Annotated in this window: 24 protein-coding genes; 11 read left to right on the top strand and 13 right to left on the bottom strand. The window is 35.4% G+C overall.

The features are described 5' to 3' along the window. The 3 genes from WFH39_RS05100 to WFH39_RS05090 all read left to right on the top strand — a co-directional run. On the top strand, positions 1-467 hold a 467-nt coding region (locus WFH39_RS05100; protein ID WP_336689054.1), incomplete at its 5' end, for a hypothetical protein. Positions 468-731: 264 nt separating this feature from the next. After that, positions 732-1,310: a Crp/Fnr family transcriptional regulator gene (locus WFH39_RS05095; RefSeq protein ID WP_336689053.1), complete on the top strand. Its 579-nt coding sequence runs from the start codon at positions 732-734 to the stop codon at positions 1,308-1,310. Between the two features lie 40 nt (positions 1,311-1,350). Beyond that, entirely contained in the window at positions 1,351-1,866 is a 516-nt protein-coding gene (locus WFH39_RS05090) for a GNAT family N-acetyltransferase (RefSeq protein ID WP_336689052.1), read from the top strand. A gap of 349 nt (positions 1,867-2,215) precedes the next feature. Here WFH39_RS05090 and WFH39_RS05085 read toward each other — a convergent pair whose 3' ends face one another. The 11 genes from WFH39_RS05085 to WFH39_RS05035 all read right to left on the bottom strand — a co-directional run bounded on the left by WFH39_RS05085 (position 2,216) and on the right by WFH39_RS05035 (position 12,646). After that, positions 2,216-2,494 carry a hypothetical protein gene (locus WFH39_RS05085; RefSeq protein ID WP_336689051.1) on the bottom strand — a complete coding sequence of 93 codons (279 nt, stop codon included), beginning with the start codon at positions 2,492-2,494 and terminating at the stop codon, positions 2,216-2,218. Between the two features lie 63 nt (positions 2,495-2,557). Further along, entirely contained in the window at positions 2,558-3,919 is a 1,362-nt protein-coding gene (locus WFH39_RS05080) for an MATE family efflux transporter (protein ID WP_336689050.1), read from the bottom strand. A gap of 94 nt (positions 3,920-4,013) precedes the next feature. After that, positions 4,014-5,198, bottom strand: a complete 1,185-nt coding sequence (locus WFH39_RS05075; protein WP_336689049.1) for a sigma-54-dependent transcriptional regulator — start codon at positions 5,196-5,198, stop codon at positions 4,014-4,016. Between the two features lie 56 nt (positions 5,199-5,254). Continuing rightward, positions 5,255-5,914: a YggS family pyridoxal phosphate-dependent enzyme gene (locus WFH39_RS05070; protein WP_336689048.1), complete on the bottom strand. Its 660-nt coding sequence runs from the start codon at positions 5,912-5,914 to the stop codon at positions 5,255-5,257. A 199-nt stretch (positions 5,915-6,113) separates the two neighbouring features. Then, the gene (locus WFH39_RS05065; RefSeq protein ID WP_336689047.1) at positions 6,114-6,980 is read right to left on the bottom strand and encodes a polysaccharide deacetylase family protein; all 867 of its coding nucleotides are present in this window, start codon (positions 6,978-6,980) and stop codon (positions 6,114-6,116) included. Between the two features lie 117 nt (positions 6,981-7,097). Further along, a complete protein-coding gene (locus tag WFH39_RS05060; protein ID WP_336689046.1) occupies positions 7,098-7,304 on the bottom strand; it encodes a DUF72 domain-containing protein in 207 nt (68 codons plus the stop codon). Further along, positions 7,288-7,827, bottom strand: coding sequence for a DUF72 domain-containing protein (locus WFH39_RS05055; protein WP_336689045.1), 540 nt, complete (start codon positions 7,825-7,827; stop codon positions 7,288-7,290). Before WFH39_RS05055 ends, WFH39_RS05060 begins: the two co-directional genes overlap by 17 nt. 237 nt (positions 7,828-8,064) lie before the next feature. After that, on the bottom strand, positions 8,065-10,905 hold the full coding sequence (locus WFH39_RS05050; protein WP_336689044.1) for a heavy metal translocating P-type ATPase: 2,841 nt from the start codon (positions 10,903-10,905) through the stop codon (positions 8,065-8,067). A 274-nt stretch (positions 10,906-11,179) separates the two neighbouring features. Beyond that, the gene (locus tag WFH39_RS05045; protein WP_336689043.1) at positions 11,180-11,740 is read right to left on the bottom strand and encodes a helix-turn-helix domain-containing protein; all 561 of its coding nucleotides are present in this window, start codon (positions 11,738-11,740) and stop codon (positions 11,180-11,182) included. After that, positions 11,737-12,138: an acyl-CoA thioesterase gene (locus WFH39_RS05040; RefSeq protein ID WP_336689042.1), complete on the bottom strand. Its 402-nt coding sequence runs from the start codon at positions 12,136-12,138 to the stop codon at positions 11,737-11,739. The genes WFH39_RS05045 and WFH39_RS05040 overlap by 4 nt, the downstream gene beginning before the upstream one ends. 94 nt (positions 12,139-12,232) lie before the next feature. After that, positions 12,233-12,646 carry a DUF6157 family protein gene (locus WFH39_RS05035; protein WP_336689041.1) on the bottom strand — a complete coding sequence of 138 codons (414 nt, stop codon included), beginning with the start codon at positions 12,644-12,646 and terminating at the stop codon, positions 12,233-12,235. A gap of 331 nt (positions 12,647-12,977) precedes the next feature. On the opposite strand from WFH39_RS05035, the gene WFH39_RS05030 reads away from it, so the two are divergent. After that, positions 12,978-13,382, top strand: coding sequence for an RNA recognition motif domain-containing protein (locus WFH39_RS05030; protein WP_214589653.1), 405 nt, complete (start codon positions 12,978-12,980; stop codon positions 13,380-13,382). A 53-nt stretch (positions 13,383-13,435) separates the two neighbouring features. Here WFH39_RS05030 and WFH39_RS05025 read toward each other — a convergent pair whose 3' ends face one another. Next, positions 13,436-13,918, bottom strand: coding sequence for a BlaI/MecI/CopY family transcriptional regulator (locus WFH39_RS05025; RefSeq protein WP_336689040.1), 483 nt, complete (start codon positions 13,916-13,918; stop codon positions 13,436-13,438). 8 nt (positions 13,919-13,926) lie between these two features. Continuing rightward, positions 13,927-14,529 (bottom strand): phosphatase PAP2 family protein, encoded by a 603-nt coding sequence (locus WFH39_RS05020; protein ID WP_336689039.1) that lies wholly within the window; start codon positions 14,527-14,529, stop codon positions 13,927-13,929. Between the two features lie 127 nt (positions 14,530-14,656). Here WFH39_RS05020 and pdhA point away from each other — a divergent pair, with 127 nt between their 5' ends. From pdhA to WFH39_RS04985, 7 genes are all read left to right on the top strand, one after another. Continuing rightward, positions 14,657-15,658 carry a pyruvate dehydrogenase (acetyl-transferring) E1 component subunit alpha gene (pdhA, locus tag WFH39_RS05015; RefSeq protein ID WP_076390342.1) on the top strand — a complete coding sequence of 334 codons (1,002 nt, stop codon included), beginning with the start codon at positions 14,657-14,659 and terminating at the stop codon, positions 15,656-15,658. Positions 15,659-15,765: 107 nt separating this feature from the next. Further along, positions 15,766-17,385 (top strand): 2-oxo acid dehydrogenase subunit E2, encoded by a 1,620-nt coding sequence (locus tag WFH39_RS05010; protein WP_336689038.1) that lies wholly within the window; start codon positions 15,766-15,768, stop codon positions 17,383-17,385. Positions 17,386-17,509: 124 nt separating this feature from the next. Next, positions 17,510-18,505 (top strand): bile acid:sodium symporter family protein, encoded by a 996-nt coding sequence (locus tag WFH39_RS05005; protein WP_336689037.1) that lies wholly within the window; start codon positions 17,510-17,512, stop codon positions 18,503-18,505. Positions 18,506-18,565: 60 nt separating this feature from the next. After that, positions 18,566-19,234, top strand: coding sequence for an ABC transporter ATP-binding protein (locus WFH39_RS05000; RefSeq protein WP_087709976.1), 669 nt, complete (start codon positions 18,566-18,568; stop codon positions 19,232-19,234). A gap of 11 nt (positions 19,235-19,245) precedes the next feature. Beyond that, entirely contained in the window at positions 19,246-19,827 is a 582-nt protein-coding gene (locus WFH39_RS04995) for a murein L,D-transpeptidase catalytic domain-containing protein (RefSeq protein WP_336689036.1), read from the top strand. Between the two features lie 20 nt (positions 19,828-19,847). After that, a complete protein-coding gene (gene radC / locus WFH39_RS04990) occupies positions 19,848-20,525 on the top strand; it encodes a RadC family protein (protein WP_336689035.1) in 678 nt (225 codons plus the stop codon). Positions 20,526-20,533: 8 nt separating this feature from the next. Further along, positions 20,534-21,412 (top strand): hypothetical protein, encoded by an 879-nt coding sequence (locus tag WFH39_RS04985; RefSeq protein ID WP_336689034.1) that lies wholly within the window; start codon positions 20,534-20,536, stop codon positions 21,410-21,412. Positions 21,413-21,460: the final 48 nt, after the last annotated feature.

Here is a 21,460-nt window from a genome sequence, read left to right as displayed (position 1 = left end):
TTTGGACGGGTTTTTATTTTCTTTGTCAAAAAATTCAAATGCCAATCGTAAGACGTTCAGAACAAAGCAGACAGTCGCTTCAGGATTTTTATAAAGAATTTCTTCCCAAACCGGGGGATACATTTGGAAATGCAGGAATTCCGATGCTTAAAATTTTGGATTTTATGAATAATACTTTTAAAGATACGTTCATTTATGGTTTGACTTCACATGCACATTTGCTTTTATTCAATAACGATGAAGAGGATAGACATTATGTTGAAATTATAGGATTTAAATCAGAATCTCACGAAGTATTTGCGGTACAGTATTTCATTCCGGAACACAAAAGTCCGTGGAAAAATGCTGTCGTGAAGGGTGAAACAACACAATTTGAAGAGTTTAAAAAGATGATTATTATTTCTATGATGGAATCTGGTGGTTGGAAAGATAATTTAGAACTGATAAACTTTCAGAAAATCATGTAAAATTTGTTTTAAAAAGCTGTTTTCATTTTGTATTATATTTATTTCTCGCTGATAATGCAGATTTAAAATCAATCTGAGAATATGTTAAGAAAAATAATGCTAAGAATTACAGATAATTAGATTCAGGCAGACTTTACCGGAACATCAAAAAACAATTTGATTACTTACATTATTCATATTGTGTTTACTTTAGTTTTTGTAATTTTCAGCCCGCAAAATTCAGTAAAAAATAAAAAAAAACAGGAACATTGATTCCGAAAAAATATGTTAAGAACCAATCAGACATTTTTAGACTACCTTGAAGGACTGTACAGCAGTGAAGAACATAAAGGGAATATTGTTTTAGAATCTTTTGAAAAAGGTGATAAAATATTAATTCAAAATCAGATCTCCACAAAGATCATGCTCGTTAAAAGCGGCATCACCAAATGCTATTTCGTGGAAGAAAGCGGGAAAGAATATATTGTGGAATTTATGGGAAAAGGAGAGATCATCGGTGAAATCGAAGTCATCAAAAACGTTCCCTGTATCTGCAGCATTGAAGCAATTACGGAAGTTACGGTATATTCCATGTCGATTCCCTATTTTCAGGCATTGATCAAAAAAGATCTTACCCTCAATAATTTATTGTTGGATGTTTTTGCAGAGCGCATTTTCAATACTTCAAGCCGCGCTTCTTATCAGCAGCTTCACAAAACAGAACATACACTTTCTCAATTGTTGGAAGTAAAATCCAGAGAAATGGAAATTTCAAAAGAAGACATGGCAACCTATCTCGGAACTACTGTGGAAAGCCTGAACCGGGCTTTGGAAGAGCTTCAGGAGAATAATTCTGAAGAATAAATTCAACAGATTTAAACGCTTCTTTTATCTTTGCAGAAATATGCTGAAATCAATGGAAGAACTGAAATTCAGTAATGCTGAACTGAAAGATTTACCCAAAATTGTAGAAATTTACAACTCAACCATTCCTTCGAGAATGGTGACCGCCGATACTGAAAATATCTCTGTAGAAAGCAGAATCGAATGGTTTCATGACCACAATCCTGAAAAAAGACCACTCTGGATCATTGAAAATGAACAGAACGAAGTTTTAGGCTGGGTTAGTTTTTCATCATTTTACGGAAGACCTGCGTACAACGGAACCGTGGAACTCAGCATTTACATGAACGAAAGCTCGCGCGGAAAAGGCTACGGAAAAAAAGTACTGCAATACTGCATTGATAACGCACCAAAATTTGAAGTAAAAACACTATTGGGATTCATCTTTTTACATAATGAACCCAGCCTGAAATTATTCCGACACTTTGGTTTTGAAGACTGGGGCGTTTTTCCGAATGTAGCAGTTTTGGACGGCGTTGAAAGAACTTTAGTGATTTTGGGAAAAAGGGTAGGGTAGTTTGTTCTTGTCAGGAGCAAAGCCATCTTAAAAAGTTTATTTTTTAGGAGCTTTTTCCCGCTTTCACTACTCGCTTTTTAGTTTTCGGCGGCAGCTTCGCTGCCGCCGAAAACTAAAAAGAGCTCAGACATGCCGTTCAATCGGGGCTAGGATATTGAATATATACAATTTGATTTCTCCACGATTTCAAAATTTTACCAATCTGAAGTAAATCTCTTTCGTTATTTAAAATCTTGATTCCATTGTAAAGAGGATAATTATTAATTTCTAAAGAATATTTCTCAAAAATGGTATCATAATTTTTTGTTGTAGAAGTAAGATAATTTGCGAGAGCTGAAATTAAAATAATTTATGATGAAAGGTCGTAAAACTGCTGAGGATTTTCATTCTCCTTACACAAGGAAACAGCGCTTGAAGTAATATAAGTTTCAAAAGCCAGAATAGCCAATCTGTAAATAGTTTCACATTCATGTTTTTCATCCATTGTACCGTACCAATCAATACATAATTCAGAATTATAAAGATGTTTAATGCCATTATCTAAGCCTCCAAGAATATTTTCCAGTCTTGAAAAAGCAGGATCAAAAAATAATAAATGTCTTCTCAGGTCGCGGTTTGTCAATTCCATTTAAAATAATATTCTTAAAAACAAATTTAAATAAAAAAGCGATCCCAAAAGATCGCTTTCCTATTACAAATTCTGCTTAATTCTCTTTGCAGACATATTCAAAAACCGTTTGACCAGCATTACAGCGGAAACCGTTAATCCCAATCCTAAAGCGATCCACATTCCGAAAGCACCCATTTCCATCTTTACACAAAGGAAATATCCTAAAGGAATTGTGATAACCCAATATGCAATAAACGTGTAAATAGAAGGAATTTTTACATCCTGTAAACCTCTCAACATTCCCAAAGCTGTCACCTGAATTCCATCTGATAACTGGAACAACGCAGCGATAATCATTAATTTGGAAGCTAAAGCAATAACTTCAATCTCTTCTTTTTTGGTAAAGAATGTTGGAAGAATATTTCGTCCCAAAATGAAGACAATTCCGCAGATGCACATAAAAATAAACGCAATTTTCAGATTGTTGATTCCTACCTTTCTTAATTCAACAAAATTCTGTTCTCCCAGTTTTCTCCCGATCATCACCGTTGAAGCCACACTGAAACCGATGCATAAATTAAAGGTAAAAGAAGCCATGCTTAAGGCAATCTGATGAGAAGCAATGTCGTGTGCCGAAATTAGCCCGCAGATAAAAGCGGCTCCCGCAAAAGCAGTCACTTCAAAGAACATCTGTAAAGCCGTCGGAAAACCGAGTCTGATCATCTTTTCAAACATTTTCTTTGAAAAAACTTCAATTTTTAATGAAAAATCTTTGATGTACTGTTTCGTTTTTTTCTCATTCGAAAGCACAAAATACAGAAAAACCACCATAAAAATTCTGGCGATTAAACTTGCAAGGGCAGAACCTTTTACCCCCATTTCAGGAAAAATCCAAAGACCTTTAATGAAAACATAATTTAAAACAATATTAATGACATTGGCAATAATGGTCGCTTTAGTAACTCCAATGGTGTAAGAAAGCCCTTCCGAAACTTCTCTCAGTGTCTGAAAAGCCATAAACGGAACAATACTGATTGCCATAATCGTTAAAAAATCAACCGTATCCGGAATGATCTTCTCCGGCTGTCCGGATTTGTAAAGCAGCGGCATTCCTAAAAGTAAAATTGCCATCAGCAAAATTCCCACCGTCATATTGATGATAAAGCCATGACTGAAAACGGAATTGATCGTTTTGTGGTCATGCTTCGAGTGCGCCTCCGAAACCAAAGGCGGAATGGCAAAAGAAAATCCCAAAGCCAATACAAACATCGAGAAAAACACAGCATTTCCCAATGAAACTGAAGCCAGAGCATCGGCTCCCAGAAGATTTCCTACAATAATATTATCAAAAAGATTCACCGAAACCTGCCCAACCTGCGTCAACATCACAGGAAGAGCCAGAGTAAGGCATTCTTTCGTATAGTTTTTATTCAAAAAGTTCATAATTGTTTACAATTCATATAGTTTTTATTCAAAAAAAATTGCAGTAACAAATGATACTGCAATTTTCATAATTTATTTTAAAGTAACCATTATATTACTTCCTTACAAAACTTGCAACGTCTTCGGCAGAAACTGTGTTTCCTCCTAAAATAATCAATCTTTCCACAACGTTTCTTAATTCTCTGATATTTCCTGTCCATGAAAGTGCTTTTAAAGCTTCAATCGCTTTATCATCGAATTTCTTTACAGCAGTACCGTGTTCATCGGCAATCATTCCGGAGAAATGCTCAACCAGTAACCTGATGTCTTCTTTTCTTTCATCCAATGGCGGAACGTAGATTTCAATCACAGAAAGTCTGTGGTAAAGATCTTCCCTAAATCTTCCCACTTCAATTTCCTTCTGCATATTTTTATTGGTTGCTGCAAGAACTCTTACATCCACCTTAATTTCCTTATCGCTTCCTACAGGCGAAACTTTGCTTTCCTGTAATGCTCTCAACACTTTTGCCTGAGCAATTAGGCTCATATCTCCGATCTCGTCGAGGAAAATTGTTCCACCGTTTGCCTGCTCAAATTTCCCCTGCTTATCCTTAATAGCCCCTGTAAAAGATCCCTTTACGTGACCGAATAATTCAGATTCAATCAGTTCAGAAGGAATCGCCGCACAGTTAACTTCTACCATCGGACCTCTCGCTCTGTCGCTTTGATTATGAATCGCATGTGCAACAAGCTCTTTTCCGGCTCCGTTTGGTCCTGTAATTAAAACCCTTGCATCAGAAACAGCAACCTTTTCGATCATATCCTGAATTTTCTTCAAGCCTGCCGATTCGCCGATCATCTGGTATTTTTTATTTACCTTTTTCTTCAGCGTTTTATTTTCTGTCTGAAGATTTTTATTTTCTTTCTTCAGTGTTTCTTTGGCTAAAGCATTTTTTACGCTCGTAATCAGTCTGTTGATGTCGATTGGCTTGGAAATGAAATCGTAAGCACCGTCTCTAAGGCATGAAACCGCAGAATCAATATCTGCGTGTCCGGAAATCATAATAAAAGTGGATTCCGGCTTCAGTGCTAAACTTTGCTTTAAAAGTTCAGTACCTGAAAGTTTAGGCATTTTAATATCGGAAATCACCAGTGCGAAATCTTCTTTTTCTACCTGTTTATAGCCTTCAAGTCCGTCTTCGGCGATTACAAATTCATAGTCGGTTAGTTCGTCAGAAAGAATACTGTGGAGTACTCCTGAGATTGCTTTTTCGTCTTCTACAATAAGGATTTTTTGCATAGTTGCAAATTTAGATTTTTTTGATTGAATTATTAGCAAAAACTATACCTAATCGTCTAATTAGAATAATCTCTTCTCCCGAAAATCGCCGATCCCACTCTTACGGAATTGGCACCACATTCAATGGCGATCGGAAAATCGTCACTCATTCCCATTGATAATGTTTCGAGCTTTTTTAATTGATTTAATTCATCAAAAAGATTTTTCAGGTTTAAAAATTCCTTCTTTACCTGATCTTTATCGTCCGTGAAAGTTGCCATTCCCATCAATCCGGTAATTTCAATATTCTGAAATTCTCCGCTTAAGTATTGTTCAAACAAATCTTTGGCTTCATTGATATCGAGTCCGAATTTACTTTCTTCCTCCGCAATTTTCACCTGAAGCAATAATTTAATAATCCGGTTGTGCTTTGCCGCTTCTTTATTGATCTCACGGATCAGCTTTTCAGAATCTACGCTTTGGATCGTATCTACAAATTCTGCAATATATTTTACTTTATTTGTCTGAAGATGCCCGATCAGATGCCACTGAATATCTTTGGGAAGGAGAGGGTACTTTTTTGTGACTTCCTGCACTTTATTTTCACCAAAAACTCTCTGTCCCAAATCATAAACTTCCTGAATCGCCGAAACAGGATGTGTTTTTGAAACAGCAACCAACTGCACATCAGAAGGAAGCTGGCTTTTAATATGATTGTAATTTTCCTGAATACTCATAATGGCAAATTTCCGAATTTTAAAGACGAAAAGCTAATGAATATTGAAATTTTTAGTTATGAGATATTTGTTTTTGAGTTAAAAAAATGTGTTTGTCATTCTGATCGAAACGAAGTGGAGTGAAGAATCTCCAATACCATAACTTAGATTCTTCCTTCGTCAGAATGACAAACACAATGGTTTAAAATGTATATTAAATTTAATTCAAAACCTCATTAATTTTAGGATATTCCGATATTTTTCTGAAAACAAAACGGTTGCTTTTCTGGAGCTTTTCAATAAAAAGATCGAGCTCATTTATAGAATCTGCATCGGTTAAATACTGGTCATGCGTAAGAAAAACCAGATGTCTTGAAGTTTTTTCAAGATCATTAAAGAAAATACTGTCTACTTTTCTCAGCATTTCTTCATGTTTCCCTTTTAATGCCATTTTACTGGTCGGTTTCCACTCAAGATCCCAACCGATTACTTTGTAACCAGCCTGTTTTAGTTTATCTGCGGCTTCGGTAGAACTTTTAAGATCTGTTACGGTAATGTTATTCAGTCTCCAGATGTTTCTTCCGGGAGTTCTCGCGATTTTATCATACAGTTTCAGACTGTCTTTTGCCGCATTGAAATCTTCAACAACACCCGCCGGATTTTTGTAAAAATCGGTGTATTTGTTGTGCGCGTGCGTGAAACTGTGATTCGCAAGTTCTATTAAATGATCTTTTCTTAACAGTTCCAGATCTTCCCGTTGCTTTTTGCTTCCGTAAGCGTGTTTGCCTACAAGAAATGCAGTGGCGCAGATATTTCTTTTGTGTAAAATTTTAAGAAGATTTTCGGTTCCCCGATTGGGACCGTCATCAAAGGTCAGATAAATTACTCTTTTATCTGAAGGAACATTTTCATCATCAAGTTTGGGGACAATTTTTGCGACGGGATGGTCTTTCGGAATCAGTTTTTCAGATTCTTTCTTGTCTTTTTTTTGATTACAGCTGTTTAATAAGATTGAAGTTGCACTCACCAATGCAAACATCCCTAGAAAAGTCTTGTTTCTAGACTTTTCCGCAAAAGTTTTTGTCATAAAATTTAATGGAATTTTGTTGTTAAAAATTGTTAATTTTCCCAAATTATTCTTAACAAAAATTACGCCAAATTTCACTTGTTTTTGACTTTCTAAGTTTATTTTAATAAAATATTTTTAGTCCAGAATCTTCTTTAAATACAGTGAATTTTTAATGGCAGCAGTTCCCCACGTATTATTGAAAAAGATAAAGGATTTATGTTGTGAATTTTTAATCTTTTCAGCTAAATTTTCAATAAATTCATTGCTGTATTCAGATTTGTAAAGTACAGGTTTTCCGTGAAGCCGATAATATAAAATTTCAGGATTATTGATGATTAACATCTTCCGGCAAATTTCCGGGGAAACTCACACCTGAAAAAATGACCTTGTTTTCCTTCAAAATTCTAAACACTTCTTCATTCCACCACGATTCGTGGCGGAATTCTATGACATTCAGATAATTAAAATGAAGATTGTTAAGCATTAAATCAGTATTTTTCTGAGTATTTTTAAAAGATGGAGGAAACTGATACAGAAATCCGGACAGTTTTTCCTTCAGATGAGATTCAATATGATGACAGAATTCCGCAATTTCTTCTTTACAGTCTTTCAGTCGCTTTTCATGGGAAATGGTTTTCGGAATTTTAATAAAAAACTTAAAATCACCGGGAGTTTCGTCATACCATTTCAACAACGTTTTTGCAGTAGGTTTTCTGTAAAAAGTAGAATTAATTTCCACACAGTTAAATTCCTTTGAATAAAGGATTAGAAAGTCTTTACTTTTCGAATCTTCCGGATATAATGAACCCTTCCAATCGTTATTGTAAAATCCGGAACAGCCGATATATAAATTTTCTTTTTTCATATTGTTGCTTTATTACTCTCGCAAATTTGATTGTACTGTAATTATTTATGTTTATTAATGAGACCTGTTTAAACTAATTTCAGAATTAACCGCAAAAGTTGCAAAAGACAATTATACAGCGATTATTAGAATTTTTAAATTTCTCAAAAGAATAAAAATCAAAATTTTTTAGAAGCTATTGTGATCTTTTTTTTGTTGATAATCAGTGATTTTAGTCTCCAAATCTGCGAGAAAAATTTATTCAATATCCAGATCCACCGAATTCAGTCGCAAAGAGTTTAAAATTACAGAAAGAGAACTAAAACTCATTGCCGCGGCTGCAATCATAGGAGATAACAGGATTCCAAAAAACGGATACAATAATCCTGCCGCAACGGGAACGCCCAAAACATTGTATATAAAAGCAAAAAACAGATTCTCTTTAATATTTTTCAGTAGTTTTTCACTTAACAGCTTTGCTCTTGCAACGCCTAAAATATCACCTTTCAGCAAAGTAATTTCTGCACTTTCGATGGCAACATCGGTTCCTGTTCCCATCGCAATTCCGATGTTTGCCTGAGCTAAAGCAGGAGAGTCGTTGATTCCGTCGCCGGTCATCGCTACAATTTTCCCTTGTTTCTGAAGTTTTTTTACTTCATTTAATTTATCTTCAGGAAGACAGTTTGCTTTAAAATGTCGGATACCCAATTCGTTTGCAACGGCTTTTGCGGTATTTTCATTGTCTCCGGTCATCATAATAATGTCAATTCCTTCATTTAATAACTGCTGAACTGCTTTTTTAGAACTTTCTTTAATTTTATCGGTAAAACTGATAAATCCTAAAACTTCGTTTTCCTGAGCGACATAAGAAATGGTGTACGCTTTTGACTGAATTTCTTCCGCCTTTTGTTTTATATTTTGAGGAAGAGAAATCTGATGCGAGGTTAAAAGACTTTCGTTTCCAAGGAAAATTGTTTTTCCGTTGATGTTTCCTTTGATTCCTTTTCCGGAAATATTTTCAAATTTTTCTACTTTTTCAGGAGTTATACTTTCAGCTTTTGCCTTTTTAATCACTGCATTTGAAAGCGGATGTTCCGAATTCTGATTTAATGAATAGGCTAATTTTAAAATGAATTTTTCGTCTTTATCAACTGTTTCAACATGTTCTAAGGATGGTTTCCCTTCGGTTAAAGTTCCTGTTTTATCGGTAATCAGCACATTTACCTTATCCATCTGTTCAAGGGCTTCAGCATTTTTAATTAAAATTCCGTTTTTTGCGCCTTTACCTATTCCCACCATCAGAGACATTGGTGTTGCCAAACCTAAGGCACATGGACAGGCTACAATTAAAACTGCCACTGCATTCACAAAAGCAAAGAGGGTTTTCTGACCTTCCGGACCGAAAAACTGCCATAAAACAAACGTTAAAACCGCAATGAAAATGACCGTCGGAACAAATATTTTAGAAACTTTATCTGTGAGTTTCTGAATCGGGGCTTTGCTTCGGCTCGCTTCGTTAACCATCTTGATAATTTGGGAAAGCAGAGTTTCATCGCCGACTTTTTCCGCTTTCATGATGAAAACATGATTTCCGTTGATGGTTCCTGAAGAAACTTTATCATGAACATTTTTCTCAACAGGAATCGGCTCTCCGGTAATCATACTTTCATCAACTACAGAACTTCCTTCCGTTATTTTTCCGTCTACCGGAATTTTCTCCCCGGGTTTTACTTTTAATAAATCGCCGATTTTCACCTGTGAAAGCAGTACTTTTTTCTCTTCTCCGTTAACGATAAGATTGGCTTCATCAGGAGATAAGTTCATCAGTTCACGGATGGCATTTCCTGTTTTTTTGTGCGCCGCAGCTTCCATTAGCTGTCCCAAAATAACCAGCGTTAAAATAACACAGACCGCTTCGAAATATAAAGGAATTTCATGATGGCTGCCACGGATTTCATGCGGAATTATATCCGGGAAAATCAAAGCGACAATGCTGAAAATAAATGCGGCTGCAACTCCCAGAACAATCAGGCTGAACATATTTAAGTTCCCTGTTTTGAAAGAAACAAATCCTCTTTTCATTAAAAACCAACCTGAATAAAAAATGACAGGAAGCGTTAAAATCAATTCAAAAATTCCCTGAATTTGATGGGAAAAAGGAAAATCAAAAAACATTCCGCCCATCGAAAGAATGAAAACAGGAATGGTAAAAGCCAGTGAAATGATGAATTTCTTTTTTAAGACATTGTAGGTTTCATCTTCTTCTTCGTTTTTATCGGGCATTCTTACGAGATCCATTCCGCAGATCGGGCATTCTCCCGGTTCGTTACGAATGATTTCAGGATGCATCGGACAGGTGTATTTTGCCGCTTTTTTCTCAGGATATTTTACGAGATCCATTCCGCAAACGGGACACCCGACATTGCTGTCGTAGACTTTATCGCCTTCACAATACATCGGACAATAGTATTTTCCTGCCATATCAGTGGTTACTTCCGGAACTTCATGATGATGGGGGTGATCGTGAGAATGTTGATGCGAATTTGAAGTGGAATTTTTAACTAAATCTTCTGTAATTTCTTCCAGATGCATATTGCAAATAGGGCAGTCTCCCTTTTCAGGATAAATTTTATCGCTTTCGCAGAACATCGGACAGTAGTATTTTCCGATATTGTCTTTGAAATTTTCAGGTAGATTTGTTTGGGAATAAGCTGGTTTAAAATTAGGATCTTTTGCGTGCTTTTCCTCAATAGGAACCAGATACATATTGCAGACAGGACATCTTTTTCCCTGTTGAAAATAAACTTTATCGCCTTCACATTCCATTGGGCAATAGTAAACCGAAGACGGAGAAACTCTGTCCTGTGGTTTAATGAAGGTTTTTTCAGGATTGTCCGGATCTTCCAGTTTGTAGTTACCGATTTCTTCGAGTACTTTATTTAAAGTATTGATTTCAAATTCTTTGTCGGAGATAATGGTTGCTGTATTATTTTCGAGATTTATATCAGCTTTTATATTTTCTAAACTGTTCAGCTTTTCAGAAATCTTTTTCTGGCATCCGGAACAGGTCATTCCATGAATTGTATATTGTTTTTGCATGATCCTTCTGATTTATGATACAAATTTCCAAAAAGCAATCAGAAGCCTGTTATAATTTTAAGGATAATGTTTACAGAATTCTGTCTTATGAGTGGGAGGGTTTTTGTGTTTTAGGGTAAGAGTGTTTTTTTTAATTTCTATCGCAGATTTGGCAGATTACGCAGTTTCTTTTTTAATTTAAATACAAGAGAAATTTACACAAGCATCTGCTTAACGTGATAGATCTGCGCGATTTTAAACCCAAAAAAACTCTCTAATTCTCAAACCCTCCAACTTAAATCTGATCCAGCGGTTTTCTGTTGTGAATTTTCAGTTTTTTAAATTCAGTAGGAGTGAAGCCGGTGCTGTTCCGGAATTGAGATGATAAATGCTGAACACTTTTATACCCTAGTTTACCGGAAATTTCGGTCAGCGTAAATTCGTTATAGAGAAGAAGTTCCTTTACTTTTTCGATTTTCTGAAGGATGAAAAACTGTTCGAGCGTGATGTTTTCGTTGTGAGAAAAAGTTTTGGAAAGGACGCTGTAATCTTTATGCAGTTTGGAGATCAAAAATTCAGACAAAAGGAAATTTTCATCAATATCCAGTTCGCTGATTTTTACGATAATTAAATTTTTAATTTTCTCAATTAACTGATGGGCAGAGTCTTTAATTCTTTCAAAACCTGTTTTTAGGAGAAGATTTTCCAGTTTTTCCATATCATCGCCGGAAATATCCTTTTGTGTTTCCGCTTCTCCGAGTGCAATGGATTTCAAAGGGATATTCATCTCCGTGAAAATTCCTTCTACAGCAGAAATACATCTTCCGCAGACCATATTTTTTATGAAAATCTTCATAAGGAGCTTGGGTTGTTCAATCTGTCTTTCACAAATTCAACTTTTGTTTTTCCGTGCGGGGCAGGATTTCCGTTTTCGTCGAGATTTACCATAACGATTTTATCTACCGTGATAATTGTCTGATGCGTCATTTTATTTCGAACCTCGCATCTTAAAGTAAGAGATGTGGAACCAAACGCAGAAACTTCGATGCCGATTTCGATAATGTCGCCTTGTTTGGCGGAACTTACAAAGTTGATTTCTGAGATGAATTTGGTAACTACTTTTTTGTTTTCGAGCTGAATAACAGCATATAATGCAGCTTCTTCATCAATCCACTGCAGCAGTCTTCCTCCGAAAAGAGACTGATTGGGATTAAGGTCTTCGGGTTTTACCCATTTTCTTGTATGGTAGTTCATATCTGAAATTTTACTGCACAAATTTAGCTTTTAAAACCGGCTTTTTCAAAAGATTTGCATTCAGGATTCCGAAGAAAGATATTTATATTCTCAATTATTTTCTTTTGGAACGCATCGCTTTCACTTTTGTAACAGTGTCATCTTTTAAAAATTTTTGATAGTCTTCACTTTTTAAAGGATAGACTGCGACTTTTCCTTCGTTATTGTGATGGATACCAAAACCATAAGTTTTGGCTAACGGGGAACATCTGAGACAAGGCTGACCTTTGGAGAAAAAGTTTTGTCTTTCTGCGGATTTTTCACGCTCTGTAATGTCATTTTTAATGGAATAGCATTCAAAAATAATATCATCCGACGTGTATTTGTAAGGATTCTTCAGTATTATTTCGTACTGAAGATTAGCCATTGTTTTTTCTTTTTTCTCAGGAGGGATTTTTGCTTCAGAAATCAGGCAGTCTTCTGCAACTTCAATGAAGGTGTTTTTGTAATTGGTTGTATGCTGTTTCATATTCATTTTGTCCGGTTAAAAATGGCTGTTTTAAGGCATCAGGAATTTTACTTTATCCATAATGGATATATCACAATTTACAATAATTTTATTAATGTTGTTCTCTTTAATGATTATTCATAAATATTTCATGATGAATTAATACTTTTTAACGAAATAATATTTTAATTGAAAATTTTATTAAAATAATTTCAAAAAAAGCTTTGATATGAAATTAATAATCGTATCTTGCACCCGTATTATATCTGGAATCAATATTTGTTCATTCTTTATGTTGTTTTTCTTTTATAAACCAAATCATTTTTAACTTATTTTAATTTTATTAATCAAGATGAACATTTTTGTTTCAAACATCAACTACGCAACTAAAGATTATGAGTTGCAGGATTTATTTTCAGAATTTGGAGAAGTTTCTTCTGTAAAAATTATTACAGATAAAGAAACTGGTCGTTCCAGAGGTTTCGGATTTATCGAAATGGAGGACGCAGAAGGACAACAAGCTATTGACGCTCTTAATCAGAAGGATTTCAACGGAAAAACTCTTAATGTTTCAGAAGCTAAGCCAAGAGAAGAGAAGCCAAGAAGAACTTTCAGCAACAACGGTGGAGGTAACAGAGGCGGAGGTTACGGCGGTAACAACAGAGGTGGCGGTGGCTACGGCGGCGGTAACAGAAGCGGTGGCGGTGGCTACGGCGGAGGAGATCGTGGCGGAAACGGCGGTGGAAAACGTTGGTAAAAAATATAGCGGTTCTTAGGGAACCGCTTTTTTTGTGAAATTTTTTAAGAAAATTATTCTTTTTCCTTCTTTTTTTTCTTTTTCTTCTCTTTGTCTTTTTCCTTGCCTTTCTTTTTGTCCTTTTTAGGATTTAAAATTTCATTGGCATATTCAAACTCTTCTTTTACTTTTAAAGGTTTGGTCTCAGCGGAAGGATTTAACTCTTTTAAAGTTTCCTGAGAAATTAAATTTTCGTGAAGCAAAAGATTTAAAATCTCCCTGCCCGAATTATCAAAAAAATTATGCGAAAGTTCTCTCAATAAAAATTTGCGGTATTCTTCCAGTGGTACAATTGCGGTATATTTAAAGATTCTTCCTTCTTTCTCTGTAGAAAGGTATCCTTTTTCAACTAATATTTTAAGGTAAGTGGAAACGGTATTCTGATGGGGTTTAGGTTCAGGATGCTGTTCCATAATATCCTTCAAATAAAATGATTCCAGCTTCCAGAACAGCTTCATTAAATTTTCTTCCGCAGATGTAAGATGATTGATTTTCATATAAATTCTTAATGTTGAAACTGAATATGGCAATAAAGGTAAAGAAAAGATACTATAAAAGCAATTCCGGCTCCCATGAACACCTCTTTTGGGGTATGTCTTTTCAGGATAATTCTTGTAATTCCTACGAGCGTTGCAATGCCTAACCAAATGATTCCCATTGTGGTATTCAGTGCAAAAAATAAAGCGGCTACAAATATATTAAATGCTGTATGCATCGAGCTTTTTATGAAATAGTTGCTGATCTGCAGTGCGAAAAGCAATATCAGAATAAAAAGCATAACAAAATCTATCTGCCCGTTTCTGAAGTAATGATAAGCTATATAGGAAACTACACAAATTCCAATAAAAATGTATAAGGTTTTCCTCTGAACTCTGTTGGAAACATCCATATTGGTATATCTGCCCGTTTTTACATTCCAGATCAGCCAGATAATGACGGGAGCAATAACTATTATTAATATAGGAAGGAATGATAGAATGGATTCTTTAAGAGTATATTTCAGAAAACTCATGTAGACGAAAAATATAAATAAAGACAACAGAGGATTAAAAAAATCTGAAATAACTCTTGATATTTTATGCAATAATAAAGGCTGTTTTTCTTCCATGTTAACGTTTGATGATGTAAATATAATACTATAAGCAAAAAAACAATTGGTATGTATACAATAAAAATGAAGTTTTTTTTATAATTTTGCTCAACTATTTCATAATAAATAAGCAAGAGCTCAACACATGAAAGAATTTTCTAAAGAGGTATACCTGAAGTGGTATGAAGATATGACAATGTGGAGAAGGTTTGAAGACAAATGCCGTTCTCTTTATCTAAAACAAAAAATCAGAGGTTTTTTACATTTGTATAACGGTCAGGAGGCGATCCCTGCAGGTTTTACGCATGCAATGGATTTAACTAAAGATAGTATGATCACTGCTTACAGATGCCATATCCATCCAATGGCGATGGGAGTGGATCCTAAAAGAATCATGGCGGAACTTTGTGGTAAAGCTACAGGTACTTCCGGAGGAATGGGCGGATCTATGCACATTTTCAGCAAAGAGCACAGATTTTACGGTGGTCACGGTATTGTAGGAGGTCAGATTCCTTTGGGAGCAGGTATTGCTTTTGCAGACAAATACTTCGACAGAAAAGCGGTGAATATCTGTTTCTTCGGAGATGGAGCGGCTAGACAGGGTTCATTACATGAAACGTTTAACATGGCGATGAACTGGAAGCTTCCTGTAATTTTCGTTGTAGAAAATAATCAGTATGCGATGGGAACTTCTGTTAAAAGAACAGCAAACCACGAAGATATTTATAAATTAGGATTAGGTTACGAAATGCCTTGTCTTGCAGTAGATGCAATGGATCCTGAAAAAGTGGCTGAAGCGGCTTATGAAGCAATTGAAAGAGCAAGAAGAGGAGACGGACCTACTTTCATTGAAGCAAGAACATACCGTTACAGAGGACACTCTATGTCTGATGCAGAGCCGTACAGATCTAAAGATGAAGTTGCACTTCACAAAAATGATGATCCTATCGAGCTTATCAAACAAAGAATTTTGGCTAACAGCTGGGCAACAGAAGAGGAATTGGAAGCGATGGATAACAAATCCAGAGATTTCGTGGAAGAGTGCATAGAATTCATGGAAAATTCCCCTTATCCTGATGCAGAGAAAATCTACGAGTATGTATATGCTCAGGAAGACTATCCGTTCTTAGATAAATTAGAAAACTAAAAGATAATAAATCGGTTTGAAAGTTTGAAAATTTGAAAATGATTTATTATCATATCTTTTTTAATTTTCAAAGTCTAAAATCCCAAATTTTCAAATTATAAAAAATTATGGCAGAAGTAATTACAATGCCACGTCTTTCCGATACAATGACGGAAGGGAAAGTGGCAAAATGGCATAAAAAAGTAGGTGATAAAGTAAAGGAAGGCGATATCTTAGCTGAAATTGAAACAGATAAAGCGGTTCAGGATTTTGAATCTGAAATGGAAGGAACTCTTTTATATATCGGAGTGGAAGAAGGTAATGCAGCAGCGGTAGATTCTGTTCTTGCAATTATAGGTAATGAAGGAGAAGATATTTCGGGACTTACAGGCGGTGCAGCTGCTCCGGCTGAGGGTGGTTCTGAAGAGAAAAAAACAGAAGAAGAATCTAAAACTGAAAACAGTTCTACCAGTGTGGAACAGACTTCTGCGGAAATTCCTGCAGGGGTGGAAGTGATTACCATGCCAAGACTTTCGGATACAATGACGGAAGGTAAGGTAGCAAAATGGCATAAAAACGTTGGTGATACTGTAAAAGAAGGTGATCTTCTTGCTGAAATAGAAACAGATAAAGCCGTTCAGGATTTCGAATCTGAATTCAACGGAGTATTGTTGAAGCAGGGGGTTGAAGAAGGAGGTGCTGCTCCGGTAGATTCCGTTTTGGCAATTATCGGACCTGAAGGAACAGATGTTTCAGGAGTTGGTGCTCCAAAAGCGGCTGCTTCATCATCAGAAAAACCGGCTGAACAAAAAACCGAGGCTAAAGCAGAAGAAAAAGCGGCTCCGGCTGCGGATCATTCCTCTACAGACAGGGTTGCCATTTCTCCTTTAGCGAAGAAAATGGCTCAGGATAAAGGAGTTGATATCAACAGTATTCAGGGTTCCGGAGAAAACGGAAGAATTGTTAAAAAAGATATCGAAAATTATCAGCCTTCTGCTGCTAAACCAGCGGCTTCAGCTTCGTCTGCAAGTCCTGCGGCGGCTCAGGTTGCGCTAAGTTTCGTACAGGGTGAAGATACAGAAACTCCAAACTCACAGGTAAGAAACGTAATTGCAAAACGTCTTTCCGAAAGTAAATTCTCTGCGCCTCACTATTATCTGATGGTTGAAATCAACATGGATAAAGCTATCGAGGCAAGAAAAGAGATCAATTCTTTACCTGATACCAAAATTTCTTTCAATGATATGATTATTAAAGCGACTGCTGTTGCTTTAAGAAAACATCCACAGGTAAATTCAAGTTGGGCGGGAGATAAGATCATCCACAGAGGAAACATCAATATTGGGGTAGCAGTTGCAATTCCGGACGGATTGGTAGTTCCTGTTCTTAAGAATACAGATCAGATGAACTACACGCAGATTTCTGCTGCGGTAAAAGATATGGCTTCAAGAGCGAAAAACAAAGGTCTTAAAGCGAACGAAATGGAAGGTTCTACCTTCTCTATTTCAAACCTGGGAATGTTTGGAATCGAAACATTTACAAGCATCATCAATCAGCCAAATGCTGCGATCCTTTCTGTAGGAGCCATCATCGAGAAACCTGTTGTGAAAAACGGACAAATCGTAGTTGGAAACATCATGAAGCTTTCATTGGCTTGCGATCACAGAGTCGTAGACGGTGCTACAGGAGCACAGTTCTTACAGACTTTAAAAACTTATCTGGAAAGTCCTTTAACATTGTTACTGTAATTTTCTGTTTAGATATACAACTTAAAAAGGTTTACCGGAACAAATTCGGTAGACCTTTTTTAATTTTAAGGTGATTTTAATCTGTTTAAATAAATTTTAGAATGATCCTTGCAGGTTTTTAAAAATGAAGTTAATAACACTAAAATTAGACAAACAAAATATTTTCCTTATATTGCTGATTGTAATGGTTGCAGCAGGCAAGCTGATTCCATTCAAAAGCGAATACAATCAGTATTTTAACTTATCTGCATTTATCGATTGGGGAATTGCTGCAATCTTTCTTCTATACGGATTAAAGCTGAATATAAAAGAAATTATTAAAGATATTTCCAACTGGAAACTGCATCTTCTGGTACAATCCGGAACATTTATTATTTTTCCGCTGCTTGCATTTTTGTTTTATGGTTTTGTAAAAGATACCGAATTTTTTGTGACGTGGCTTTCCATATTTTTCCTGGCAAGTCTGCCTTCAACCGTTTCTTCGTCAGTTGTAATGGTTTCTATTGCAAAAGGAAATGTAACTTCGGCTATTTTCAACGCCTCTATTTCAGGAATCATCGGAATTGTTATGACTCCTTTACTGATGAGCTTTTTTATACAGCCCGATCAGGAAAATATTAATAACGCAGAAATTATTCAGCAATTGTTGCTTAAAGTTTTACTGCCGATCGTTTTAGGACTGATTTTAAACCCGTTATTGAAAAACTGGGTGACAAAGTATGCGAAAATTATTGCGGAATTTGATAAAATGATCATATTACTCATCGTTTATGAAAGTTTCTCGGAAGCGTTTTCACAAAATCTATTTGCCTCAGTTCCTTCTTCAGTATTCCTGATTATTGCTGTCAGTGTCATCACTTTATTTTTCTCGGTATACGGAATTTTAAAATTAATTTCAGGAAAGCTTCATTTTAAAAGGGAAGATACCATCACAGCTACCTTCTGTGGATCAAAGAAATCCCTTGTTCACGGAAGTCTTTTTGTCATGATTTTGGGGATACCGGAAGATCAGAAAGTGCTGTTTCTGCTTCCTGTAATGATCTATCACAGTTTTCAGCTATTTTACGTGAGCTGGCTTGCCAATAAAATTGAGAAAAAATATCGACTGGAAAATGGGTAGTCGAAGTAAATTATATTTTTATTGCTTTTCAGATTTAAATCAATTCACTATTTTTGAATCATGATTAAAGCAAGGAATATCCATAAATTTTATGGGAATTTAGAAGTACTGAAAGGGGTTGATATTCACATCAAAACAGGAGAGGTGGTTTCAATTGTGGGAGAATCCGGAGCCGGAAAATCTACACTTTTGCAGATTCTGGGAACACTGGATCAGCCAACGACTTCCAATAAGTTTGATACGGAAATTGAAATTGCCGGAGAATCTTTCATCAATATGAATGATAAGCAGCTTTCTAAATTCAGAAACCAGAATATTGGTTTTGTATTTCAGTTCCATCAGTTGTTGCCGGAGTTTACAGCTTTAGAAAACGTTTTATTACCGACAAAAATAGCAGGAGCCAATGAAAAAGAAGCAATTGAAAAAGCATATGCTCTGTTTGAAGATTTAAAGATTGAACAGCGACTGCACCATAAACCCAATCAGCTTTCAGGTGGTGAAGCGCAAAGAGTAGCGGTGGCAAGAGCTTTAATCAACTCACCGAAAATAATTTTTGCAGATGAACCTACCGGAAATTTAGATTCGAAAAATGCAGATGATCTTCACAGGTTGTTTTTTGATCTTAGAGATAAGTACAACCAGACTTTTGTGATTGTAACCCATAATCCGAATCTGGCAGAAATTACTGACCGGAAACTGGTAATGAAAGACGGAATGATTATCGAATAAAACTTCCGCAAATGATGAAACCCTTTATTTTTTTACTTTTTTTATTTATTTCTTGTACAAAATTTGATTCTCAGGCTTCAAATAATACTAAAATATTGCCAAAATCCAGAATTTTAGAACTAAAGAATTTTATTAAAGGAAAAAATTATAATCAGAACCTTGCTGTCTTTATCAATTTTAAAATTCATTCAGGAAAGTACCGTTATTTCGTTTACGACCTGAAGAACAATAAAATCCTGCAGAAAGCAATTGTTGCTCACGGTGACGGATCTGTTGTTAAAAATTCCTCTGCTTTGAAGTTCAGTAATGCAGATGGTTCTCACCAGTCGTCGTTGGGAAAATACGAAATAAAGGAAAGTTATTCCGGAAAGTTCGGTAAAGCCTATCGATTAAATGGTCTTGATGATACCAACAGCAATGCCAGAACCAGAGCGATTGTACTGCATTCCTATTATTGTATTCCCGACAAAGAATCTGCAAATCCTGCCTGTTTAAGTTTTGGATGTCCTATGCTTTCTAAGAATGCATTCAACGAAACTTCGATGTTTATTGACGGTTCAAAAGAAACGATTATTTTATATGCTTTTTACTAATTTTATTTTAAACTAAAAAAATGCGCATTAAACTCCTTGCCGAAGACGACAGACCGAGAGAAAAATTTTTACGGAAAGGTAAAAGTTCGCTTTCTGATTCTGAACTGCTTGCCATCATCATGGGAAGCGGAAGCAGGGACGAAACAGCGATAGAACTGGCGAGAAAAATTTTAGCCTCTGTTAATAACAGCTGGCATCAGTTAAGTCTTCTGTCTTTAAAAGATTTAATGAAATTTAAAGGAGTGGGAGAGGTAAAAGCAATATCTATTATCACTGCTTTGGAAATCGGGAGAAGAAGAGCGAGTCAGGAAATTCCTGAAAAACCTGTGATTTCAGGAAGTGATGGAGCATATCAGATTTTCAGAAATCATTTGTCGGATCTACGGACAGAGGCATTTTGGGCAATTTTTCTGAATCAGAGCAACAGAGTCATTCATATTGCCCAGCTTACACAAGGAGGAATCAATCAATCGATTGTGGATATACGCGTGTTGTTTAAAACGGCATTAGACCATTTTTCAACAGGGATTATCATTGCGCACAATCATCCTTCAGGAAACTTAAAGCCAAGCAGGGAAGATATCGATATTACCAAAAAAATAACAGAAGCGGGAAAAACATTGAATATTCAGCTCCTGGATCATTTGATTATTACCCAGAATTCGTATTTCAGTTTTTCAGACGAAGGATTATTATGATTAAAAGATTGAAATATAATGAAATAGATTTTGAGAAATATTCTAAGTGTCTTGAGAATTCTGCACAACGGAAATATTCCGCTACCAAGGATTTTTTGGATATTACTTCTGGAAAGCAGTGGGAATTGCTTGTTTATAATGACTATGAAGCAGTAATGCCTGTTCCTTTTGTAAAAAAAATAGGATTTAAAATTGTAATTAATCCTAAACTTTGTCAGCAATTAGGTATTTTTTCGAATATCGATGATGTTAAAATTAACGATCTTTTTTTAAGTTTTTTAGAAAAAAAATATAATATCTGGTATTATGGTTTTAATGATAAAAATACTTTTAGTAAATTATTAAAAAGGAGAAAAAATTTCCTTATTTATCCGGATAATTATGAAATTGTAAGACAGAAATACTCTCCTAAGAGAAAGAGAAAATTAAGGCTTGATGATGATGTTTTACAAAAATCTGAAGTAAGAGAGGTTTCTATATTTAATGCTTGGGAATTTATTTCAAAAAATCTGATTGGTGCGAAAAATGAAAAGGATAAAAATAACTTTCTGCAGATTTTTACAGACCTGGAAAAAGCAGGTTATTTAAAATTAAAAGCTTTTTTTTATGGTACTGCGATTATCAATCTTATAGCCGTCTATAGTGACGATAAAACGATTGCTTTGTTGGGTACTTTTAATGATAAAGATCATGTTAAATTATCAGGTTCTTCATTTATTATAGACGATGTAATTCGTGAGAATATACAGACTAAAATCTTTGATTTTGAAGGAAGTGATATTCCCGCTATTGAAGAGTTTTTCAGAGGTTTTCGTCCGGAATTGAAGAGCTATCCTGTTATCTTTAACTCAAAAAAGCAAGTTATAAAGAGTTTTTTCAGGCAGTAAAAAAATCGCTTCAAATTCAAGAAGCGATCTTTCTGTTTATAAAATTAT

It is taken from the genome of Chryseobacterium sp. MMO-72, from assembly GCF_037146035.1.
Taxonomy (GTDB): domain Bacteria; phylum Bacteroidota; class Bacteroidia; order Flavobacteriales; family Weeksellaceae; genus Chryseobacterium; species Chryseobacterium indicum.
This window is presented reverse-complemented; position numbering and strand designations above follow the sequence as displayed.

Bases quoted from the DNA above. Each gene is read 5' to 3' on its own strand.
- WFH39_RS05095 (WP_336689053.1), top strand. From the start codon at position 732: ATGTTAAGAACCAATCAGACATTTTTAGACTACCTTGAAGGACTGTAC.
- WFH39_RS05090 (WP_336689052.1), top strand. From the start codon at position 1,351: ATGCTGAAATCAATGGAAGAACTGAAATTCAGTAATGCTGAACTGAAA.
- WFH39_RS05085 (WP_336689051.1), bottom strand. From the start codon at position 2,494: ATGGAATTGACAAACCGCGACCTGAGAAGACATTTATTATTTTTTGAT.
- WFH39_RS05080 (WP_336689050.1), bottom strand. From the start codon at position 3,919: ATGAACTTTTTGAATAAAAACTATACGAAAGAATGCCTTACTCTGGCT.
- WFH39_RS05075 (WP_336689049.1), bottom strand. From the start codon at position 5,198: ATGCAAAAAATCCTTATTGTAGAAGACGAAAAAGCAATCTCAGGAGTA.
- WFH39_RS05070 (WP_336689048.1), bottom strand. From the start codon at position 5,914: ATGAGTATTCAGGAAAATTACAATCATATTAAAAGCCAGCTTCCTTCT.
- WFH39_RS05065 (WP_336689047.1), bottom strand. From the start codon at position 6,980: ATGACAAAAACTTTTGCGGAAAAGTCTAGAAACAAGACTTTTCTAGGG.
- WFH39_RS05060 (WP_336689046.1), bottom strand. From the start codon at position 7,304: ATGTTAATCATCAATAATCCTGAAATTTTATATTATCGGCTTCACGGA.
- WFH39_RS05055 (WP_336689045.1), bottom strand. From the start codon at position 7,827: ATGAAAAAAGAAAATTTATATATCGGCTGTTCCGGATTTTACAATAAC.
- WFH39_RS05050 (WP_336689044.1), bottom strand. From the start codon at position 10,905: ATGCAAAAACAATATACAATTCATGGAATGACCTGTTCCGGATGCCAG.
- WFH39_RS05045 (WP_336689043.1), bottom strand. From the start codon at position 11,740: ATGAAGATTTTCATAAAAAATATGGTCTGCGGAAGATGTATTTCTGCT.
- WFH39_RS05040 (WP_336689042.1), bottom strand. From the start codon at position 12,138: ATGAACTACCATACAAGAAAATGGGTAAAACCCGAAGACCTTAATCCC.
- WFH39_RS05035 (WP_336689041.1), bottom strand. From the start codon at position 12,646: ATGAAACAGCATACAACCAATTACAAAAACACCTTCATTGAAGTTGCA.
- WFH39_RS05030 (WP_214589653.1), top strand. From the start codon at position 12,978: ATGAACATTTTTGTTTCAAACATCAACTACGCAACTAAAGATTATGAG.
- WFH39_RS05025 (WP_336689040.1), bottom strand. From the start codon at position 13,918: ATGAAAATCAATCATCTTACATCTGCGGAAGAAAATTTAATGAAGCTG.
- WFH39_RS05020 (WP_336689039.1), bottom strand. From the start codon at position 14,529: ATGGAAGAAAAACAGCCTTTATTATTGCATAAAATATCAAGAGTTATT.
- pdhA (WP_076390342.1), top strand. From the start codon at position 14,657: ATGAAAGAATTTTCTAAAGAGGTATACCTGAAGTGGTATGAAGATATG.
- WFH39_RS05010 (WP_336689038.1), top strand. From the start codon at position 15,766: ATGGCAGAAGTAATTACAATGCCACGTCTTTCCGATACAATGACGGAA.
- WFH39_RS05005 (WP_336689037.1), top strand. From the start codon at position 17,510: ATGAAGTTAATAACACTAAAATTAGACAAACAAAATATTTTCCTTATA.
- WFH39_RS05000 (WP_087709976.1), top strand. From the start codon at position 18,566: ATGATTAAAGCAAGGAATATCCATAAATTTTATGGGAATTTAGAAGTA.
- WFH39_RS04995 (WP_336689036.1), top strand. From the start codon at position 19,246: ATGATGAAACCCTTTATTTTTTTACTTTTTTTATTTATTTCTTGTACA.
- radC (WP_336689035.1), top strand. From the start codon at position 19,848: ATGCGCATTAAACTCCTTGCCGAAGACGACAGACCGAGAGAAAAATTT.